Genomic DNA, 15954 nt, shown 5'->3' with positions numbered 1-15954 from the left:
AATAAATAAATGAAATTAATAATTTTAACAAAAAAAAATATTTTATATGAAGGAAAAATTAATTCTATAAAAGTTCCAGGAAAAAAAAATTGTTTTCATATATTAAAAAATCATATTCCAATAGTTACTATACTTAGTATTGGAAAAATAACTATTTATTATAGATATAATGAAAAAAAAATTATTTATTTAAATAATGAAGGAATTTTAGAATTAAAAAATAATAAAATTACTATTTTAATTGATTAAAATTTAATTTATTTAATTTAATAAAAAATAATTTTATTTAAATATTTACTTTATTTAAAAAAAAATAAGTATTTTACTTTATTTAAAATATTATTTTTTATTTTTATTTAAAATATGTATGTTTACCAAAAATAATATTTATTCAAAAATAAAATTTTTTTTAATATATAAATTTAATATAGATAAAAAAAAAATTAAAAAAAAATATAATTTTAATAAAAATTTTGGAGAAGATTCTATTGATATATTAGAATTTATAATATTACTTGAAAAAGAATTTAATATTAATATTGATTATAATAATGATAATGTTAAACTTAATACTATTGAAGATTATATAAATTACATATATAAAAAAATATAATATATAAAAATATAATATATAATAAAATAATAATTAATTTTAAAAAATAATAATTAATTTTAAATAATATTAATTTTAAAATTTTTATTTAATTAATATTATTTTTAATTAATATTATTTATAATTTAATTTTATATTTTAAATTAATTTATAAAAAAATTATTAATTTTTAAATTAATAAAAAATAATTAATTGCTAATTCATAAGATTTTAAACCAAATCCACAAATTATTCCTTTACATGCTGGTGAAATTATTGATTTATTTCTAATTTTTTCTCTAGAAAAAATATTTGTTATATGTATTTCTATAACATTAATATTTATAGATTTAATAGCATCATGAATAGCTAATGAAGTATGTGAAAATGCTCCTGCATTTAATAATATTATTTTATTTTTTTTATTATCATTATATAATTCTTCTTTTTGAAGAAAATTAATAATTTTTTCTTCAGAATTAGTTTGAAAATATTTTATATCTATATTTATATATTTTTTTATTAATTTTTTTAAAAAATCTTCGAAAGATATATTTCCATATAAAATTGGTTCTCTTTTTCCTATAAAATTTAAATTAGGTCCATTAATTATAATAATTTTTTTTTTCATATTAATATTTTTTTTTAATATTAATTTAATATATTATGTTTTAATAGTTATTTATATATATTGTGTTAATAAATTTATATAAAATTATAAAAAAATTTGTTTTTTTTATATTTAAAATAATATTTTTTTTTATTATTAGTACAAATATTTTATTACCAAATTATAATAAAAAAAAAATTAATAATATTAAAAAATTTAATCCTACAAAAGTAATTATGGAACATTTAAAAGATTCATATGAATGGCATTTTTGGGGAGAAAAAAAAAATGAATTTTCAATTACTTTACCAATTATATTATGGGATAATGGATTAAAATTTTTTAATTTTTCAGATTTTAAAAATATTAATAATGTTTTTAAAAATAATAATAATATTTATAAAATTTTTAATGGAAAAATTTATAAATTAAAATCTTTAAAAGATTTAAAAAATTTTAAAAAAAAATATAAAGTATATAATACTGTATTAAATTTTTCTATAACAAAAAATGTTGTAGTATCATTTATTATTTCTTTATTATTACTTTTAATTTTTATAAATATGAAAAATTCTTATAAAAATTATTATCCTAATAATATTTTTGGAAAAATATTAGAAATTATAATTTTATTTATAATTGATATATCAGAAAAAAATATAGGTAAAAAAAAAGAAAAATATATACCATTTTTATTAACAACATTTTTTTTTATTTTATTATCTAACTTATTTGGTTTAATTCCTACTTTTCCAAGTATAACTGGAAATATAAGTATAACTTTAACATTATCTTTATTTGTTTTTTTATTTACTATTTTTTTTACTAAAAATAATTTTTGGAAACATTTATTTACTATAAAAAATATTCCATTTTATATAGGAATATTTTTAATATTTTTAGATATTATAGAAATATTAATTAAACCTCTTACTCTTTGTATTAGATTATTTGCAAATATTTCTTCAGGACATATTGTTCTTTTAAGTTTTATATGTTTAATTTTTATATTTAAAAATATTTTTTCAATATTTTTTGCTGTTCCTTTTACTATATTAATATCTTTATTAGAAATTTTAGTTTCATTTTTACAAGCTTTTATTTTTATTAATTTATCTTCTTTATTTATTGGTATGGTCGTAAATAAATAAAAAATAAATAAAATTAATAAAAATAAATAAAAAATAAATAAAATTATTAAATAAATATTAAAAATAATTTATATTTTAAATATAAAAAAATTTAAAATTTTAATAAAAAAAATGGATTCTAATTTAATTTATATAGGAATAGCTACTATTAGTGCTGGAGTATCAGTTTTAGGAGCTGCATTTGGAATAGGAAAAATAGGTAGTTCTGCTATGAAAGCTATTTCAAGACAACCAGAAATAGCAGATAAAATTCAAAACTCAATGATAATTTCATGTGCTTTAATAGAAGGAGCTGCTTTATTTGGAATAGTAACTTCGTTATTAACTGTTTTTAAATAATTTTTTAAAACAATAATTGTATTATAATAATTGTAATAATTGTATTATATAATTTTTTTTAATTATTATTATTAAATTTTAATATATTTATTTTATTTTAAATATATATGATATGGATTTAATTACTCCTTCTTTTGGATTAATATTTTGGCAAACTTTTGTATTTATTACATTATTATTTTTATTAAAAAATTTTGCATGGAATTCTATTTTAGAAAAAATTAAAAAAAGAGAATTATATATAAAAAATTCTTTAATATTAGCAAAAAAAACAAAAGAAAAATATAAATTATTAACAATAAATGAAAAAAATATATTAGATAATGCTATAAAAAAAAGAGATAATTTATTAAAGGATGCTATAGAAATTAAAGAAAAAATAATTTATGAAGCAAAAAAAAATTCTTTAAAAGAAAAAAAAAAAATACTTGAAAAAGCAAAAAAAGAAATTGAAATAGAAAAAAAAAAAGCTTTTTTAAGTTTAAAAAAAACTATTTTAGAATTATCTATTAAAATAGCTGAAAAAATTTTGAATAAAGAAATGAAAAATGAAAAAAATAAAAGTGATTATTTAGAGTTTTTAATTAAAAATTTGAAATAAATAAAAAATGGATTTTTTTTTATATAAAATATGTAAAATTTATTCTATATCGTTATTAAATTATTTAAATAAAAATAAAAAAAAAATTATATATAATAATTTTAAAATACTATTATCCATAGATAATAGTATAAAAAATAATATTATTTTTTATTTAAAAAATAAAAAAAATTAAAAAAAAAAAAAAAAAAAAAAATATATTAGAATTATTTAATTTAATACTTAATATAAATAATATAAATAAAAAAAAAGAATTATTTTATTTCGTAAATTTATTATTTGAAAATAATAGAGAAATGTTTTTATTTGATATAGCAAAAGAATATATTTCTTTATATGAAAAAAATAATTTTTTAGAAAGAATAGAAATAATTTCTTCTTATAAGATAAAAAATATTTTATTTTTAAAAAATTATTTAAAGAATAAATTAAATTTAAAAGAAATTTATATATTAAAAGAGAAAATTGATAAAAAATTAATAGGTGGTTTTTATATTAAATTACATAATCAAAAAAAAGAAATTAATTTTTCTATTATTAATAAATTAAACAAATTTAAACAATTATTAAATTAAAATTAAATTTATATATAATTAAATTTTTATAAATTATAAATAACGAATAATGAAAAATATAAATCCATCTGAAATTTCATCAATATTAAGAAAAAAATTAGAAAATTTTAATTTAGAAGAAAATACAAAAGAAATATTAAATATAGGTAATGTTATAGAAGTTAGAGATGGAATAGTTAGAGTTTATGGTTTAAATGATGTTTTTTATGGAGAAATATTACAATTTAATAATAATATATATGGAATTGTTTTAAATATTGAAGAAGATAGTATTATATCTGCATTATTTGAAAATATTAATAATGTTAAAGAAGGAGATAAAGTAAAAAAAACTAATAAATTTCTTACTATAAATGTTGGAAAAAGCATGTTAGGTAGAATTGTTAATACTTTAGGAAAACCTATAGATGGTAAAGGTAAATTAGAAGGTGATTTATTTGAAATTCCATTAGAAAGAGAAGCTCCAGGTGTAATTTATAGACAACCTGTTTATGAACCATTTTATACTGGAATAAAATTTATAGATTCAATGATTCCAATAGGAAAAGGTCAAAGAGAATTAATTATAGGTGATAGACAAACAGGAAAAACAACAATTGCTATAGATACTATTATTAACCAAAAACAATTTTATAATACTAATAATCCAGTATATTGTATTTACGTTTCTATTGGACAAAAAAATTCATCTCTTGCAAATGTTATAAAAATTTTAGAAGAAAATGATGCTTTAAAATATACTATTATTGTATCATCAAATTCTTCTGAAACACCATTAATGCAAGTTTTTGCACCGTTTACTGGAACTTCTATAGGAGAATATTTTCGTGATATAGGAAAACATGTATTAATAATATATGATGATTTATCTAAACATGCTGTTTCTTATAGAGAAATATCTTTATTATTAAAAAGACCACCAGGAAGAGAAGCTTACCCTGGAGATGTATTTTTTTTACATTCTAGATTACTTGAAAGATCAGCTAAAATTATAGAAAATGATAATATTTTTAGTAAAATGAATGGATTTCCTAAATCTATAAAAAAATATATTAAATCTGGTGGATCTTTAACTGCTCTTCCAATTATAGAAACAAAAGAAGGAGATATTTCTTCTTATATTCCAACTAACGTTATTTCTATTACAGATGGACAAATTTTTTTAGAAAAAGATCTTTTTAATTCTGGTGTTAGACCAGCTATAAATGATAGTATTTCAGTATCAAGAGTAGGAGGTGCAGCTCAAATTTATTCTATGAAAAAAGTTTCAGGAACTTTGAAATTGAATCAAGCGCAATATAAAGAATTAGAAGCATTTTCTAGTTTTGGTTCAGATTTAGATGAAAAAACTGAAAAAATGATTAAAAAAGGAAAATTAAATGTAGAATTATTAAAACAAGATGCTAATAATCCTTATAAAATTTCTTATCAAATAGCTGTTATTTATTTATGTTCTCAGGATATTATAATTCCATTAAATAAAATAAAAAAATTTGAAAAAGAATATTTAAAATTTTTAAAAAAAGAAAAAAATGAATTATTAAAAAAAATAGATAATGGTTTTTGGAATGAAGAAATTATTAATGATTTAAATAAAGTTATAAAAAAAGTATTGAAAAGTGTCTAATTTAAAAGAAATTAAAAATAGAATTAAATCTATTAAATCCATTATTAAAATTACAAATACAATGAAAATTGTATCTTCATTAAATTTTAAAAAATTTAAAAATTTATATTTTTATTCAAAATTATATTATAACAATCTTTATAATATTATTAAATCTTTTTATAAAGAAATTAATTTTTTTTATAAAAAAAAAAATAATAGTAATAATATATTATATATAATTATTACATCAAATAAAGGTCTTTGTGGTAATTTTAATTCTTTTATTATAAAAAATTTTATAAAAAAAATTACTCCAAATAAAAATATATTTATTTTTAATATTGGTAATATTGGTAAAAAAACATTAAGTAAAATATATAATATTTATGATAGTAAAGATATTTTTAAAAAAAATATAAAATATAAAGAAATATATAATATTGTAAATAATTTAATAAAAGATTTTTTTTTAGAAAAATTTAATTCTATTAAATTAGTTGTAAATAATGATATTAAAAATCAAAAATTTAATATTATTTCTTTTCTTCCAATAAAAGTAAAATATTTAGATTATAAAAAAAGTTTTTATTATAAAAATTATATTATAGAACCAAATAAAGAAGAATTTATAAAAAAAATATTTCATAATTTTTTAATATCTAAATTATATTTTTTTATTTTAAAATCATATATGTTAGAAAATAAAATTAGAATGATAACAATGCATAAATCAGAAGAAAATTCTAATAATATTAAAAATAATTTACTTAAAAAGTATAATAAAAATAGAAAAGAATCAATAACAAATAGTTTATTAGAAATAATAAATGGATATAATTCTATAAAATAAATTTTTTTTATAAAATTATGTTTATACCTTCATATTATGTTTATACAGATGGATCTTCTAAAGGTAATCCAGGTCCTGGAGGATATGGAATTATAATAGAAAATATAAAAAATAAAATTATTAAAAAAATTTCAGAAGGATATTATTATACTACAAATAATAGAATGGAATTATTATCTGTTATAGTATCTTTAGAAGAAATTAAAAAAATTTCTAAAAAAAAAAAAGAAAAAATATTAATTTTTTCTGATTCTAAATATGTAATTAATCCAATTATAAAAAATTGGATTAATTTATGGAAAAAAAATTTTTTTAAAAAAAGAAAAAATTTTGATTTATGGATTAGATTTTTAAAAATATATGAAAAAAAAAATGTTAATTTTAAATGGATTAAAGGTCATAAAAATGAAAAAAATATTATTTGTCATAATTTAGCAATTTCTTCTTATAAAGAAAAAAATAAATTAAAAAAAGATTTTTTTTTTCAAAAAATTAATAATAATTTTTAAAAATTATAGTATTTTTGTCTCATTATTTCAAATAAAATAATAGATGTTGCATTACTTAAATTTAAAGAATCTATTTTACCAAACATTGGTATAAAAAATTTTTCTAAATATAAATTATTTATCCAATATTTAGAAATTCCTGAATGTTCTCCACCTATAACAATAGCTATTTTATTAGAAAATTTTATTTTATATAAATTTTTATTTATTTTATTTTTTTTTGTTACTGCAAGTAATATTTTATATTTTTTTTTTTTTAAATTTTTTATTATTTCTTTATAATTATTATTTATATTAATTTTTAATGTAAAAACTGTTCCTATACTAGATCTAATAATATTTGGATGAAAACAATCAGTTTTAATATTATTTAATATAACATTTTTTATTCCAGATGCTTCTATAGATCTAAAAGATGCTCCTAAATTTCCTGGTTTTTCTACTTCATTAAAAATAATTATATTTTCATTATAATTTAATAATTCTTTATTTTTATTTTTTGCAATTGCTATAATTCCATCTTTATTTTTTCTATAAGATATTTTTTCGAAAACTTTTAAATTAATAATATTAACTTTTTTATTATTTAATTTAAATAATTTTTTTTTATTTTTATTAAACAAAAATGGACAAATAAAAAATTCTAAAATATAATATTTAGCTTTATGAGCCATATTAATTTCTTTAATTCCTTCTATAGAAAAAATTTTTTTTTTTCTTCTTTCTTTTGAACTTTTTTGTATTTTTAATAATTTTTTAATTTTATTATTTTTAATACTATATATAATTTTCATTTTTAAAATATAATTTTCATTTTTAAAAATTAAATATTTTAAAAATATTAAAATTAAATAATTAAATAAATAATTAAATAAAAATAAATAATTTATAAAAATTTATAAAAAAAAATAATAAATAATTTATAAAAAAAAACAAAAATGAAAAAAATTATTTTTATTTCTGCTCCTTCTGGTTCAGGAAAAACAACTATTGTTGAATATTTATTAAATACATTTTATTCTAATTTAGATTATTCCATTTCTTGTACAACAAGAATTCCTAGGTATGGAGAAAAAAATGGAAAAAATTATTTTTTTTTGAAAAAAAATGAATTTATAAAAAAAATAAAAGAAAAAAAATTTGCTGAATGGCAAGAAGTTTATCCAGAAATTTTTTATGGAACTTTAAAAAGTGAATTAGAAAATAAATTAAAAAATAATAATTTAATATTAGATATTGATGTATTAGGAGCTATTAAATTAAAAAAAAAATATCGTAATAATTCTTTATCTATTTTTATTATTCCACCATCTATTGATGAATTAAAAAAAAGAATAGAAAATAGAAATTTTGAAAATAAAAAATATTTAAAATATAGAATTAATAGAGCTAAAAAAGAAATATTATTTTCAAATTTTTTTGATTTTAAAATAATTAATAAATCAATAAATAATACTAAAAAAAATATCCATAATATTGTTTATAAATTTTTAAAATAAAATTTTTTTTAATTTTTTTTTAAAAAAAATTTAAATTATTATAATTTATTATTTATTATTTTTTTATTTATTAATTTAATTTTTATATTTTAGATAAAATTTTAATTGATTTTAATAATTTATTATATAAATAATCTATTTCTTCATATGTATTATAAAATGACAAACTAATTCTTATTGTTCCTTTTTTATTAATAAATTTAACAAAAGGTTGTGCACAATGATTTCCTGTTCTTACAGCAATACCATATTTATCTAAAATCATTCCTATATCAAATGGATGATAATTTTTAATATTAAAAGAAATAATAGGATATTTAATAATATTTTTACCATATAAAAAAATATTATCTATTTTAGATAATTTATATAAAGCATATTTTAATAATTTATTTTCATATTCTTTAATATTATTAATTCCTATTTTATTTATAAATTTAATTGATTCTGAAAAAGAAATAATACTTGAAATATTTGGTGTTCCTGGTTCTAAAATTAATGGTAAATCTTCATATTCTATTTTATTTAAATTAAAAGAAAAATTCTTTACCATTCCTCCTCCAAATTGTATTGGTGATATTTTTTTCAATAATTTTTCTTTTCCATATAAAATTCCTAATCCAGTAGGACCATATATTTTATGAGAAGAAAAAACATAAAAATCAATATCAAATTTTTTTACATTAATATTAGTATGAGATAAAGATTGAGCACCATCTATTAAAACTAATGTATTATTTTTATGTGCTTTATTTATAATTTTTTTTATGTTATTTTCTAATCCAATAACATTAGATATATGTACTAATGAAATAATTTTTACTTTTTCTTTTTTTTTTTCTAATAAATAATCTAATAAAGATAAATTAATATTATAATTTTTATCTAATGGAAGTACTTCTAATTTAGATTTTGTTTCTTTACATAAATTTTGCCAAGGAATTATATTAGAATGATGTTCCATTTGTGAAATAATAATAATATCATCTTGTTTTATGTATTTTTTAATTCCTAATGCAATTAAATTAATTGAATCTGTTGTTCCTTTTGTAAAAATAATTTCATGATTATATGAAGCATTTATAAATTTTTGAATTATTTTTCTACTTTTTTCTATTTTCAATGTTGATAAATTACTTATATAATGTGATCCTCTATGAACATTAGAATTAATATTTTTATAATATTTTTCTATAGATTTAATAACTGAATAAGGTTTTTGTGTTGTTGATGCATTATCAAAATAAACTAAATTTTTATTATCAAAAATTTTTTTATTAAAAATAGGAAATTGTTTTCTAATATAATTTAGTTTTTTTTTATCTATCATAATAAAAATTTTTCTATTATTTTTTTAATTTTTTTTTTTAAAAAATTAATAAATGAAATTTTTTTTAAAAAAAATAAATTTTCTTCTATAAAAGAATAAATAATAATTAATTTTGCTTTTTTTTTTGATAATCCACGTGTTTGTAAATAAAATAAATTTGACTCATTTATATTACTTAATGTACAACCATGAGAGCATTTTACTTCATCATTATATATATTTAATTTAGGAATAGCTTTAACCTTTGATTTATCTGATAGTAAAATATAATTATTTTTTTGAAAAGCATCAATTTTATTAGATTTTTTATTAATAAATATTTCACCATTAAAATAATATTTTGATTTATCTTTAAATATTCCTTTATATAATTCATAACTTTTACAATTTGGAAAATTATGATTTATTTTTGTATAATTTTTTATATATTGTTTATTATATCCAAAAAATAAACCATTTAATATAGATTTACTTTTTTCTCCTTCTTGAAGAATATATAAATAATTTTTTGTAAAAAAATTATTTAAAGAAAAAGTATTTATATAACATTTAGTTTTTTTTTTTTGAAAAAAAAAAGTATTATCTATAATAAAATTATTTTTTTTTTCATTTTGAATTTTTAAATAATTTAAATTACTATTTTCTTTAATATAAATATCGTTTACATTAAAAATTAAAGACTTTTTTTTAAAATTTTTATATTTTTCAATAATTGATACAGAAGAATTTTTATCTATTATTATTAAAATTCTTGGAAAATGAAAAATATTTTTTTCATTATAAATATTATATATATATATTGGAATTTTATATTTTATATTTTTTTTTATATAAATATATATTCCATCTTTCATAAATAATGTATTTAAATAATTTTCTATATAATTTTCTCTATCTATATAATTATTTATATTTTTTTTATTTAAAATTTTTTTAATATATTTTTTATGTTTTATATTATTAAATGCATTTGATAAAGTATCTATAAAAAAAAATTTTTCTATTTTAGAATATTTATAATAATATTTTCCATTAATTAAAACAATTTTTATTTTTTTTTTTTTTTTAAAATATATTCATTAATTTTTTTATTATTTTTTTCTTTTTTATTTTTTTTAAAAAAATTTTCAATATTAATATTATATTTTTTAATTTTTTTTAAAAAAATTTTTTTATTATTTTTAATAAATTTTATTGATTTTAAACGATAATTATATAAATAATTATTTTTATTTTTTTTTATTTTATAATTAATTTTTTTAAAAAAAATATTAATTGATTTATTTAATCCAATCATATCCATTTTTATCTATGAATTTTGATAATTCTTTATTTCCAGATTTAATAATTTTTCCATTCATAAATATATGAACATAATCTGGAGTAATATAATTTAATATTCTTTGATAATGAGTAATTATTAAAATAGATGTTTTTTTTTTTTTAATTAAAAAATTAATTCCATTAGAAATATCTTTTAAAGAATCTATATCAAGACCTGAATCTATTTCATCAATTATAGCTAATTTTGGTTGAATCATCATCATTTGAAATATTTCACTTTTTTTTTTTTCTCCACCAGAAAATCCTATATTAATTGATCTAGAAAAAAAATTATGATTAAAATTTATAATATCAGCATTTCTTTTCATTTTTTTTATAATTTCTATAGTATTTATAGATTTTTTATTAATAGATTCTAAAGAATTTTTTATAAAATTATTTAATGTTAATCCTTCTATTTCCATAGGATTTTGAAAAGAAAGAAATATACCAAGATGTGATCTTTTTTCTGCAGAAAAATATGTAATATTTTTTTTATAAAAAAAAATATTACCATTTAAAATTTTATAATTTTTATTTCCAGCAATAACAAATGAAAGAGTACTTTTTCCAGACCCATTAGGTCCCATAATAGCATGTATTTCTCCTTTTTTAATTTTTAAAAAAACACCATTTAATATTTTTTTTTTTTTAATTGAAGAATGTAAATTATCAATATTTAACATAATATTATCCTATAGTATTTTCTAATGAAATTTCTAATAAATTTTTAGCTTCTATTGCAAATTCCATTGGTAATTTATTTAATATTTTTTTTCCAAAACCACTAATTATTAATGAAATAGCTCTTTCTTTTTCTATTCCCCTTTGTTCGCAATAAAAAATTTGTTCTTCACTTACTTTAGAAGTAAAAGCTTCATGTTCAACTTTAGAAGAATTATTATTAATATAAATAGTAGGAAAAGTATGAGAACTACAATTTTTTCCTATAAGAAGAGAATCACATTGAGAAAAATTTTTAGATTTTTTTGCACTATTTAAAATTTTTACTAATCCTCTATAACTATTTTTTGAAAAACATGATGAAATACCTTTAGAAATAATTATACTTTTTGTATTTTTTCCAATATGAATCATTTTTGTACCAGTATCTGCTTGTTGATAGTCTTTAGTTAATGCTATTGAATAAAATTCTCCAATAGAATTATTTCCTTTTAAAATACAAGATGGATATTTCCAAGTAATTGCTGATCCAGTTTCTATTTGAGTCCAAGAAATTTTTGATTTTTCATAACAAATTCCTCTTTTAGTTACAAAATTAAAAACTCCTTCGTCTTTATTTTTTCCTGGAAACCAATTTTGAATTGTAGAATATTTAATTTCTGCTTTTTTTAAAGCAATTAATTCTACTACAGCTGTATGTAATTGATTTTCATTTCTTTGAGGTGCAGTACATCCTTCTAAATAACTAACGTAAGAATTCTCATCTGCTATCAATAAAGTTCTTTCAAATTGACCAATTCCACCTTCATTTATTCTAAAATAAGTTGATAATTCCATTGGACATTTTATTCCTTTTGGAATATAACAAAAAGAACCATCAGAAAAAATACAAGAATTAAGAGCAGAATAAAAATTATCATTTTGTGGAACAACTGAACCAATATATTTTTTTACTAAATCAGGATAATTTTTAATAGCTTTATTTATAGAACAAAATATAATTCCATTTTTTTTTAATTCTTTTTTAAAAGTAGTTTTAACTGATACTGAATCTAAAACAAAATCTATAGAAGTTTTTTTTTTTAAAAAAAAATCTTTTTCTTCCATTGGAATACCTAATTTTTTAAAAGTATTTTTTAATTCAGGTTCTATTGATTTATCATTTTTTTTTATTCCAGAATAATATATTATTTTTTGAAAATCAATATTTTTATTATCTATATTTCCCCATTTTGGGGGTGATAAATTTTTCCAAATTTTAAAAGCTTTTAATCTCCATTCATACATCCATTTAGGTTCTTTTCTTTTTTTAGAAAGTAAATAAATTATTTTTTCATTAATTCCTTTAGGAAATTTTTCTGATTTTATTTTTGAATAAAAACCATATTTATATTTAGAATAAGAAAATTTTTTAATTATTTTTTTATCTTTTAAAGATTTATCTTTAGAATATTTCATTTTTATTATTATTAAACAGAAAAACTATTTCCACATCCACATGTTTTTTTCGCATTAGGATTTTTAAATAAGAAACCTTTTCCATTTAAACCGTCTTTATAATCTATAATTATACCATTTAAATAATTAAAATGATTAATATTAACTAATATTTTAATATTTTTATATTCAAAAATTTTATCATTTTTATTTTTTTCTTTTTCAAAAGATAAAGTATAAGAAAAACCAGTACATCCACTATTTTTTATTCCAATTCTAACGAAATTTTTTTTTATATCTAAACCTTCTTTATTCATTAGTTTAATAATTTGTTTTTTTGCTGAATTAGACATATAAACCATATTTAAAAAAAATTATTAATGTTATTAATGTAAATTTATTAATTTAATTATTTAAATAATAAAGATTTTCTAACATTTTTTATTGTTTTTTTTGTAATTTTTCTAACATATTTAGCATTATCTAATAAAGTTTTTTCTAAAAAATTTATATTATTCATATAATATTTAAATTTTTTTCTTTCTAAAGAAAATTTTTCTATTATTTCTTTGTATAATTTTTTTTTAATATCTAAATAAGAAAAATTTCCAGATAAATATATTCTTTTAATTTTTTGTATTTTTTTTTTTTCTGCAAATAATTTATATAAAGAAAATATATTATCATTTTTTGGATCTTTTTTTTCTTTTATTAATTTATTATCAGTTTTTATACTCATTATTTGTTTTTTTATTTTTTCATTAGAAGAAAAAATATCAATAATATTATTTCTTGATTTACTCATTTTTTTTCCATCTGTACCAGGAATACTCATATAATATTCTTTAGTTTTTCCTTCAGGTATTTCGAAAATATTTTTAATTTTATAATTAAAAATTGAAGCTATTTTTCTTGATATTTCTATATGTTGTAATTGATCTTTTCCAATAAAAACTTTATTTACATTATATAATAATATATCAGAAGCCATTAATATTGGATAAATAAATAAACCTACATTAATTTTTTTTATTTTTTTTTTTTTTCTTTAAAAGAATGAGCTAATTTTAATCTATTATAAGGAAAAATACAACTAAAATACCATAATAATTCAGTTGTTTCTGGAATATCAGATTGTCTAAAAATAAAACTTTTTTTTATATTTAAACCAAAAGATAAATAAGTTGATATTATTTTATAAACATTTTTTTTAATATTTTTAAAATTATCAATATTTGTCATAGCATGCAAATCTGCTATAAGAATAAAAGAATATTTTAATTTATAATAGTATTTATTACAATAATTTATAAATGGTATTATAGATCCAAAAATATTTCCAATATGTGGTAATCCATTAGCTTGTATTCCAGTTAAAATTTTATATTTATTCATTTTATTTTTTATTATTATGTAATATTTTTTTCTTTTTAAGAAGAAAATCTTTTGATTCTATATTATTATCATCTAAAATACAACAATTTACTGGGCATACAGAAGCACATTGAGGTTCATTATAAAAATCAATACATTCTGTACATTTTTCTTTTACAATAAAAAAATATTCTTTTTCTAATGGATCTATTAATTTTTCAGTATTAATTTTTTTTCCAAAAATATTTTTTATTCCTTTTAAATTAGTACCATCAGAATAACTCCATTTCTTTCCACCTTCATAAATAGCTGTATTTGGACATTCTAGTTCACAAGCTCCACAATTAATGCATTCATTTGTTATTTTAAGTGACATAAAATTTAAAAATATTTTTAAATATTTAATTTTTTTTTAAAATATTAAAATTAATTAAATATTAAAATTAATTTTTTTTGGAGAAAAATATTTTAATTTCTTTTTAATAAAAGAATATTTTTTTTTTGTAAAAAGTATAAAGTAACCTCCACCACCTGATCCACAAAGTTTTATATAAAATTCATTTTTTAAAATTCCTTCTTTCCATATATCTTTTATATTATTAGGTATAAAATTTTTAAAATTTTGTAAAGTACATAAAGAAAGTAATTTTATATTTTTAAAAAAATCATTTATTTTATGTTTTGAATAATTTTCTATACAGTTATTAGTGTATTCTAAAAAATTATTTTTAAAAATATTTCTAAAATATTTATTATTTTTAATTTTATTCAAAAAAAAATTAACCATTTTACTAGTTAAAATTTTTTTTCCTGAATTAATTATAAAACATGAAATTTCACTTATTAAATTTATTTTATAAATTTTTTTTTTTTTATTATTCCATAATAAAGGAAAATCTAAAAAAGAAACTAAAGGATCTAATCCAGAACTTTTTTTATGAAAAAAAGATTCCATATCACTTAATATTTTTTTTAATTCTAAAATATTGTTTTTATTAAAATTATCTTTGTTAATAATTTTTTTATTACAATAATATCTATTATAAATAGATGCAACTAAAGCACCAGAACTTCCAATACCATATCCTTCTGGAATGTTAGAATTAAAATAAATACCTTTTTTTATATCATTTTTAATTTTTTTTATTTTAAAATTTTTTTTATTTAATATAAATTTAAAATATTTTTTTAATTTTTTTTTTAAAAAAAAAAATTTCATTATTATTATTATTATTATTATTATTATCATTATTATTATTTTTATTATTATTATTATTATTATAATTTAAATATCCATAATAAGACTTATATGGTATAGATAAACATTTTGAATTATTATATATAATACAATATTCTCCAAATAAAATAATTTTAGAAAAAAATTTTTTATTCATGATTTTTATTTTTTTATAAAAATTTTTTTTATAAAAATATTACAAAAATATTAAAATTAAATTTTTTTTAAAATTAT

At 15.0% G+C, this 15954-nt stretch carries 21 protein-coding genes and 1 pseudogene; 10 read left to right on the top strand and 12 right to left on the bottom strand.

The annotated features are described in order from the left end of the window. Positions 1-9: 9 nt before the first annotated feature. Both KHQ18_RS00115 and KHQ18_RS00110 read left to right on the top strand, forming a co-directional pair. On the top strand, positions 10-249 hold the full coding sequence (locus KHQ18_RS00115; RefSeq protein ID WP_212113125.1) for a F0F1 ATP synthase subunit epsilon: 240 nt from the start codon (positions 10-12) through the stop codon (positions 247-249). Positions 250-367: 118 nt separating this feature from the next. Further along, positions 368-613 (top strand): acyl carrier protein, encoded by a 246-nt coding sequence (locus KHQ18_RS00110; RefSeq protein ID WP_212113124.1) that lies wholly within the window; start codon positions 368-370, stop codon positions 611-613. A 169-nt stretch (positions 614-782) separates the two neighbouring features. Here the strand turns inward: KHQ18_RS00110 and KHQ18_RS00105 are convergent, their stop codons facing one another. Continuing rightward, the gene (locus KHQ18_RS00105) at positions 783-1223 is read right to left on the bottom strand and encodes a type II 3-dehydroquinate dehydratase (RefSeq protein ID WP_212113123.1); all 441 of its coding nucleotides are present in this window, start codon (positions 1221-1223) and stop codon (positions 783-785) included. 62 nt (positions 1224-1285) lie between these two features. Between KHQ18_RS00105 and atpB the strand changes: the two genes are divergently transcribed. The 7 genes from atpB (at position 1286) to KHQ18_RS00070 (ending at position 6836) form a co-directional block, all read left to right on the top strand. Next, complete coding sequence (gene atpB / locus KHQ18_RS00100) at positions 1286-2353, top strand: F0F1 ATP synthase subunit A (protein WP_320412017.1); 1068 nt, start codon at positions 1286-1288, stop codon at positions 2351-2353. A gap of 111 nt (positions 2354-2464) precedes the next feature. Continuing rightward, the gene (gene atpE / locus KHQ18_RS00095) at positions 2465-2692 is read left to right on the top strand and encodes an ATP synthase F0 subunit C (protein WP_212113122.1); all 228 of its coding nucleotides are present in this window, start codon (positions 2465-2467) and stop codon (positions 2690-2692) included. Positions 2693-2804: 112 nt separating this feature from the next. Continuing rightward, positions 2805-3293: a F0F1 ATP synthase subunit B gene (gene atpF / locus KHQ18_RS00090; protein WP_212113121.1), complete on the top strand. Its 489-nt coding sequence runs from the start codon at positions 2805-2807 to the stop codon at positions 3291-3293. Between the two features lie 161 nt (positions 3294-3454). Continuing rightward, the gene (locus KHQ18_RS00085) at positions 3455-3868 is read left to right on the top strand and encodes a F0F1 ATP synthase subunit delta (protein ID WP_212113175.1); all 414 of its coding nucleotides are present in this window, start codon (positions 3455-3457) and stop codon (positions 3866-3868) included. A 49-nt stretch (positions 3869-3917) separates the two neighbouring features. Next, on the top strand, positions 3918-5495 hold the full coding sequence (gene atpA, locus KHQ18_RS00080; protein WP_212113120.1) for a F0F1 ATP synthase subunit alpha: 1578 nt from the start codon (positions 3918-3920) through the stop codon (positions 5493-5495). Continuing rightward, the gene (locus KHQ18_RS00075) at positions 5488-6327 is read left to right on the top strand and encodes a F0F1 ATP synthase subunit gamma (protein ID WP_212113119.1); all 840 of its coding nucleotides are present in this window, start codon (positions 5488-5490) and stop codon (positions 6325-6327) included. The genes atpA and KHQ18_RS00075 overlap by 8 nt, the downstream gene beginning before the upstream one ends. Positions 6328-6344: 17 nt before the next feature. After that, positions 6345-6836, top strand: a complete 492-nt coding sequence (locus tag KHQ18_RS00070; protein ID WP_212113118.1) for an RNase H family protein — start codon at positions 6345-6347, stop codon at positions 6834-6836. Here KHQ18_RS00070 and KHQ18_RS00065 read toward each other — a convergent pair. Beyond that, the gene (locus KHQ18_RS00065; protein ID WP_212113117.1) at positions 6833-7630 is read right to left on the bottom strand and encodes a TrmH family RNA methyltransferase; all 798 of its coding nucleotides are present in this window, start codon (positions 7628-7630) and stop codon (positions 6833-6835) included. The two genes, KHQ18_RS00070 and KHQ18_RS00065, sit on opposite strands and share 4 nt — an antisense overlap. Positions 7631-7774: 144 nt before the next feature. Here KHQ18_RS00065 and gmk point away from each other — a divergent pair, with 144 nt between their 5' ends. Beyond that, complete coding sequence (gene gmk, locus KHQ18_RS00060) at positions 7775-8335, top strand: guanylate kinase (protein ID WP_212113116.1); 561 nt, start codon at positions 7775-7777, stop codon at positions 8333-8335. Between the two features lie 82 nt (positions 8336-8417). Here the strand turns inward: gmk and KHQ18_RS00055 are convergent, their stop codons facing one another. The 10 genes and pseudogenes from KHQ18_RS00055 to KHQ18_RS00005 form a co-directional block, all read right to left on the bottom strand. After that, complete coding sequence (locus KHQ18_RS00055) at positions 8418-9665, bottom strand: aminotransferase class V-fold PLP-dependent enzyme (protein WP_212113115.1); 1248 nt, start codon at positions 9663-9665, stop codon at positions 8418-8420. After that, positions 9662-10519, bottom strand: a complete 858-nt coding sequence (gene sufD / locus KHQ18_RS00050; RefSeq protein ID WP_212113114.1) for a Fe-S cluster assembly protein SufD — start codon at positions 10517-10519, stop codon at positions 9662-9664. Before sufD ends, KHQ18_RS00055 begins: the two co-directional genes overlap by 4 nt. 194 nt (positions 10520-10713) lie before the next feature. Further along, positions 10714-10968: a hypothetical protein gene (locus KHQ18_RS00045; RefSeq protein ID WP_212113113.1), complete on the bottom strand. Its 255-nt coding sequence runs from the start codon at positions 10966-10968 to the stop codon at positions 10714-10716. Then, complete coding sequence (gene sufC / locus KHQ18_RS00040; protein ID WP_212113112.1) at positions 10946-11674, bottom strand: Fe-S cluster assembly ATPase SufC; 729 nt, start codon at positions 11672-11674, stop codon at positions 10946-10948. Before sufC ends, KHQ18_RS00045 begins: the two co-directional genes overlap by 23 nt. Before the next feature lie 4 nt (positions 11675-11678). Next, positions 11679-13130, bottom strand: coding sequence for a Fe-S cluster assembly protein SufB (gene sufB / locus KHQ18_RS00035; protein WP_212113111.1), 1452 nt, complete (start codon positions 13128-13130; stop codon positions 11679-11681). Between the two features lie 11 nt (positions 13131-13141). Continuing rightward, positions 13142-13471: a HesB/IscA family protein gene (locus tag KHQ18_RS00030; protein ID WP_212113110.1), complete on the bottom strand. Its 330-nt coding sequence runs from the start codon at positions 13469-13471 to the stop codon at positions 13142-13144. Positions 13472-13518: 47 nt separating this feature from the next. Continuing rightward, a pseudogene (trpS, locus tag KHQ18_RS01755) lies at positions 13519-14504 on the bottom strand (tryptophan--tRNA ligase). A gap of 1 nt (position 14505) precedes the next feature. After that, positions 14506-14859 carry a 4Fe-4S binding protein gene (locus tag KHQ18_RS00015; RefSeq protein WP_212113108.1) on the bottom strand — a complete coding sequence of 118 codons (354 nt, stop codon included), beginning with the start codon at positions 14857-14859 and terminating at the stop codon, positions 14506-14508. A 54-nt stretch (positions 14860-14913) separates the two neighbouring features. Then, a complete protein-coding gene (locus KHQ18_RS00010) occupies positions 14914-15702 on the bottom strand; it encodes a GHMP family kinase ATP-binding protein (RefSeq protein WP_212113107.1) in 789 nt (262 codons plus the stop codon). Continuing rightward, positions 15659-15877, bottom strand: a complete 219-nt coding sequence (locus KHQ18_RS00005) for a hypothetical protein (RefSeq protein ID WP_212113106.1) — start codon at positions 15875-15877, stop codon at positions 15659-15661. Before KHQ18_RS00005 ends, KHQ18_RS00010 begins: the two co-directional genes overlap by 44 nt. Positions 15878-15954 lie beyond the last annotated feature (77 nt).

Origin of the sequence: Candidatus Shikimatogenerans silvanidophilus (assembly GCF_018200315.1) — a bacterium.
GTDB classification, from domain to species: domain Bacteria; phylum Bacteroidota; class Bacteroidia; order Flavobacteriales; family Blattabacteriaceae; genus Shikimatogenerans_A; species Shikimatogenerans_A silvanidophilus.
The sequence above is the reverse complement of the archived record's forward strand: the minus strand, read 5'-3'. Positions and strand labels throughout refer to the sequence as shown.

What these genes read in the sequence shown, in the direction of transcription:
- KHQ18_RS00115 (WP_212113125.1), top strand. Translation starts at nt 10, where the DNA reads ATGAAATTAATAATTTTAACAAAAAAAAATATTTTATATGAAGGAAAA.
- KHQ18_RS00110 (WP_212113124.1), top strand. Translation starts at nt 368, where the DNA reads ATGTTTACCAAAAATAATATTTATTCAAAAATAAAATTTTTTTTAATA.
- KHQ18_RS00105 (WP_212113123.1), bottom strand. Translation starts at nt 1,223, where the DNA reads ATGAAAAAAAAAATTATTATAATTAATGGACCTAATTTAAATTTTATA.
- atpE (WP_212113122.1), top strand. Translation starts at nt 2,465, where the DNA reads ATGGATTCTAATTTAATTTATATAGGAATAGCTACTATTAGTGCTGGA.
- atpF (WP_212113121.1), top strand. Translation starts at nt 2,805, where the DNA reads ATGGATTTAATTACTCCTTCTTTTGGATTAATATTTTGGCAAACTTTT.
- atpA (WP_212113120.1), top strand. Translation starts at nt 3,918, where the DNA reads ATGAAAAATATAAATCCATCTGAAATTTCATCAATATTAAGAAAAAAA.
- KHQ18_RS00070 (WP_212113118.1), top strand. Translation starts at nt 6,345, where the DNA reads ATGTTTATACCTTCATATTATGTTTATACAGATGGATCTTCTAAAGGT.
- KHQ18_RS00065 (WP_212113117.1), bottom strand. Translation starts at nt 7,630, where the DNA reads ATGAAAATTATATATAGTATTAAAAATAATAAAATTAAAAAATTATTA.
- gmk (WP_212113116.1), top strand. Translation starts at nt 7,775, where the DNA reads ATGAAAAAAATTATTTTTATTTCTGCTCCTTCTGGTTCAGGAAAAACA.
- KHQ18_RS00055 (WP_212113115.1), bottom strand. Translation starts at nt 9,665, where the DNA reads ATGATAGATAAAAAAAAACTAAATTATATTAGAAAACAATTTCCTATT.
- sufD (WP_212113114.1), bottom strand. Translation starts at nt 10,519, where the DNA reads ATGAAAGATGGAATATATATTTATATAAAAAAAAATATAAAATATAAA.
- KHQ18_RS00045 (WP_212113113.1), bottom strand. Translation starts at nt 10,968, where the DNA reads ATGGATATGATTGGATTAAATAAATCAATTAATATTTTTTTTAAAAAA.
- sufC (WP_212113112.1), bottom strand. Translation starts at nt 11,674, where the DNA reads ATGTTAAATATTGATAATTTACATTCTTCAATTAAAAAAAAAAAAATA.
- sufB (WP_212113111.1), bottom strand. Translation starts at nt 13,130, where the DNA reads ATGAAATATTCTAAAGATAAATCTTTAAAAGATAAAAAAATAATTAAA.
- KHQ18_RS00030 (WP_212113110.1), bottom strand. Translation starts at nt 13,471, where the DNA reads ATGGTTTATATGTCTAATTCAGCAAAAAAACAAATTATTAAACTAATG.
- KHQ18_RS00015 (WP_212113108.1), bottom strand. Translation starts at nt 14,859, where the DNA reads ATGTCACTTAAAATAACAAATGAATGCATTAATTGTGGAGCTTGTGAA.
- KHQ18_RS00010 (WP_212113107.1), bottom strand. Translation starts at nt 15,702, where the DNA reads ATGAAATTTTTTTTTTTAAAAAAAAAATTAAAAAAATATTTTAAATTT.
- KHQ18_RS00005 (WP_212113106.1), bottom strand. Translation starts at nt 15,877, where the DNA reads ATGAATAAAAAATTTTTTTCTAAAATTATTTTATTTGGAGAATATTGT.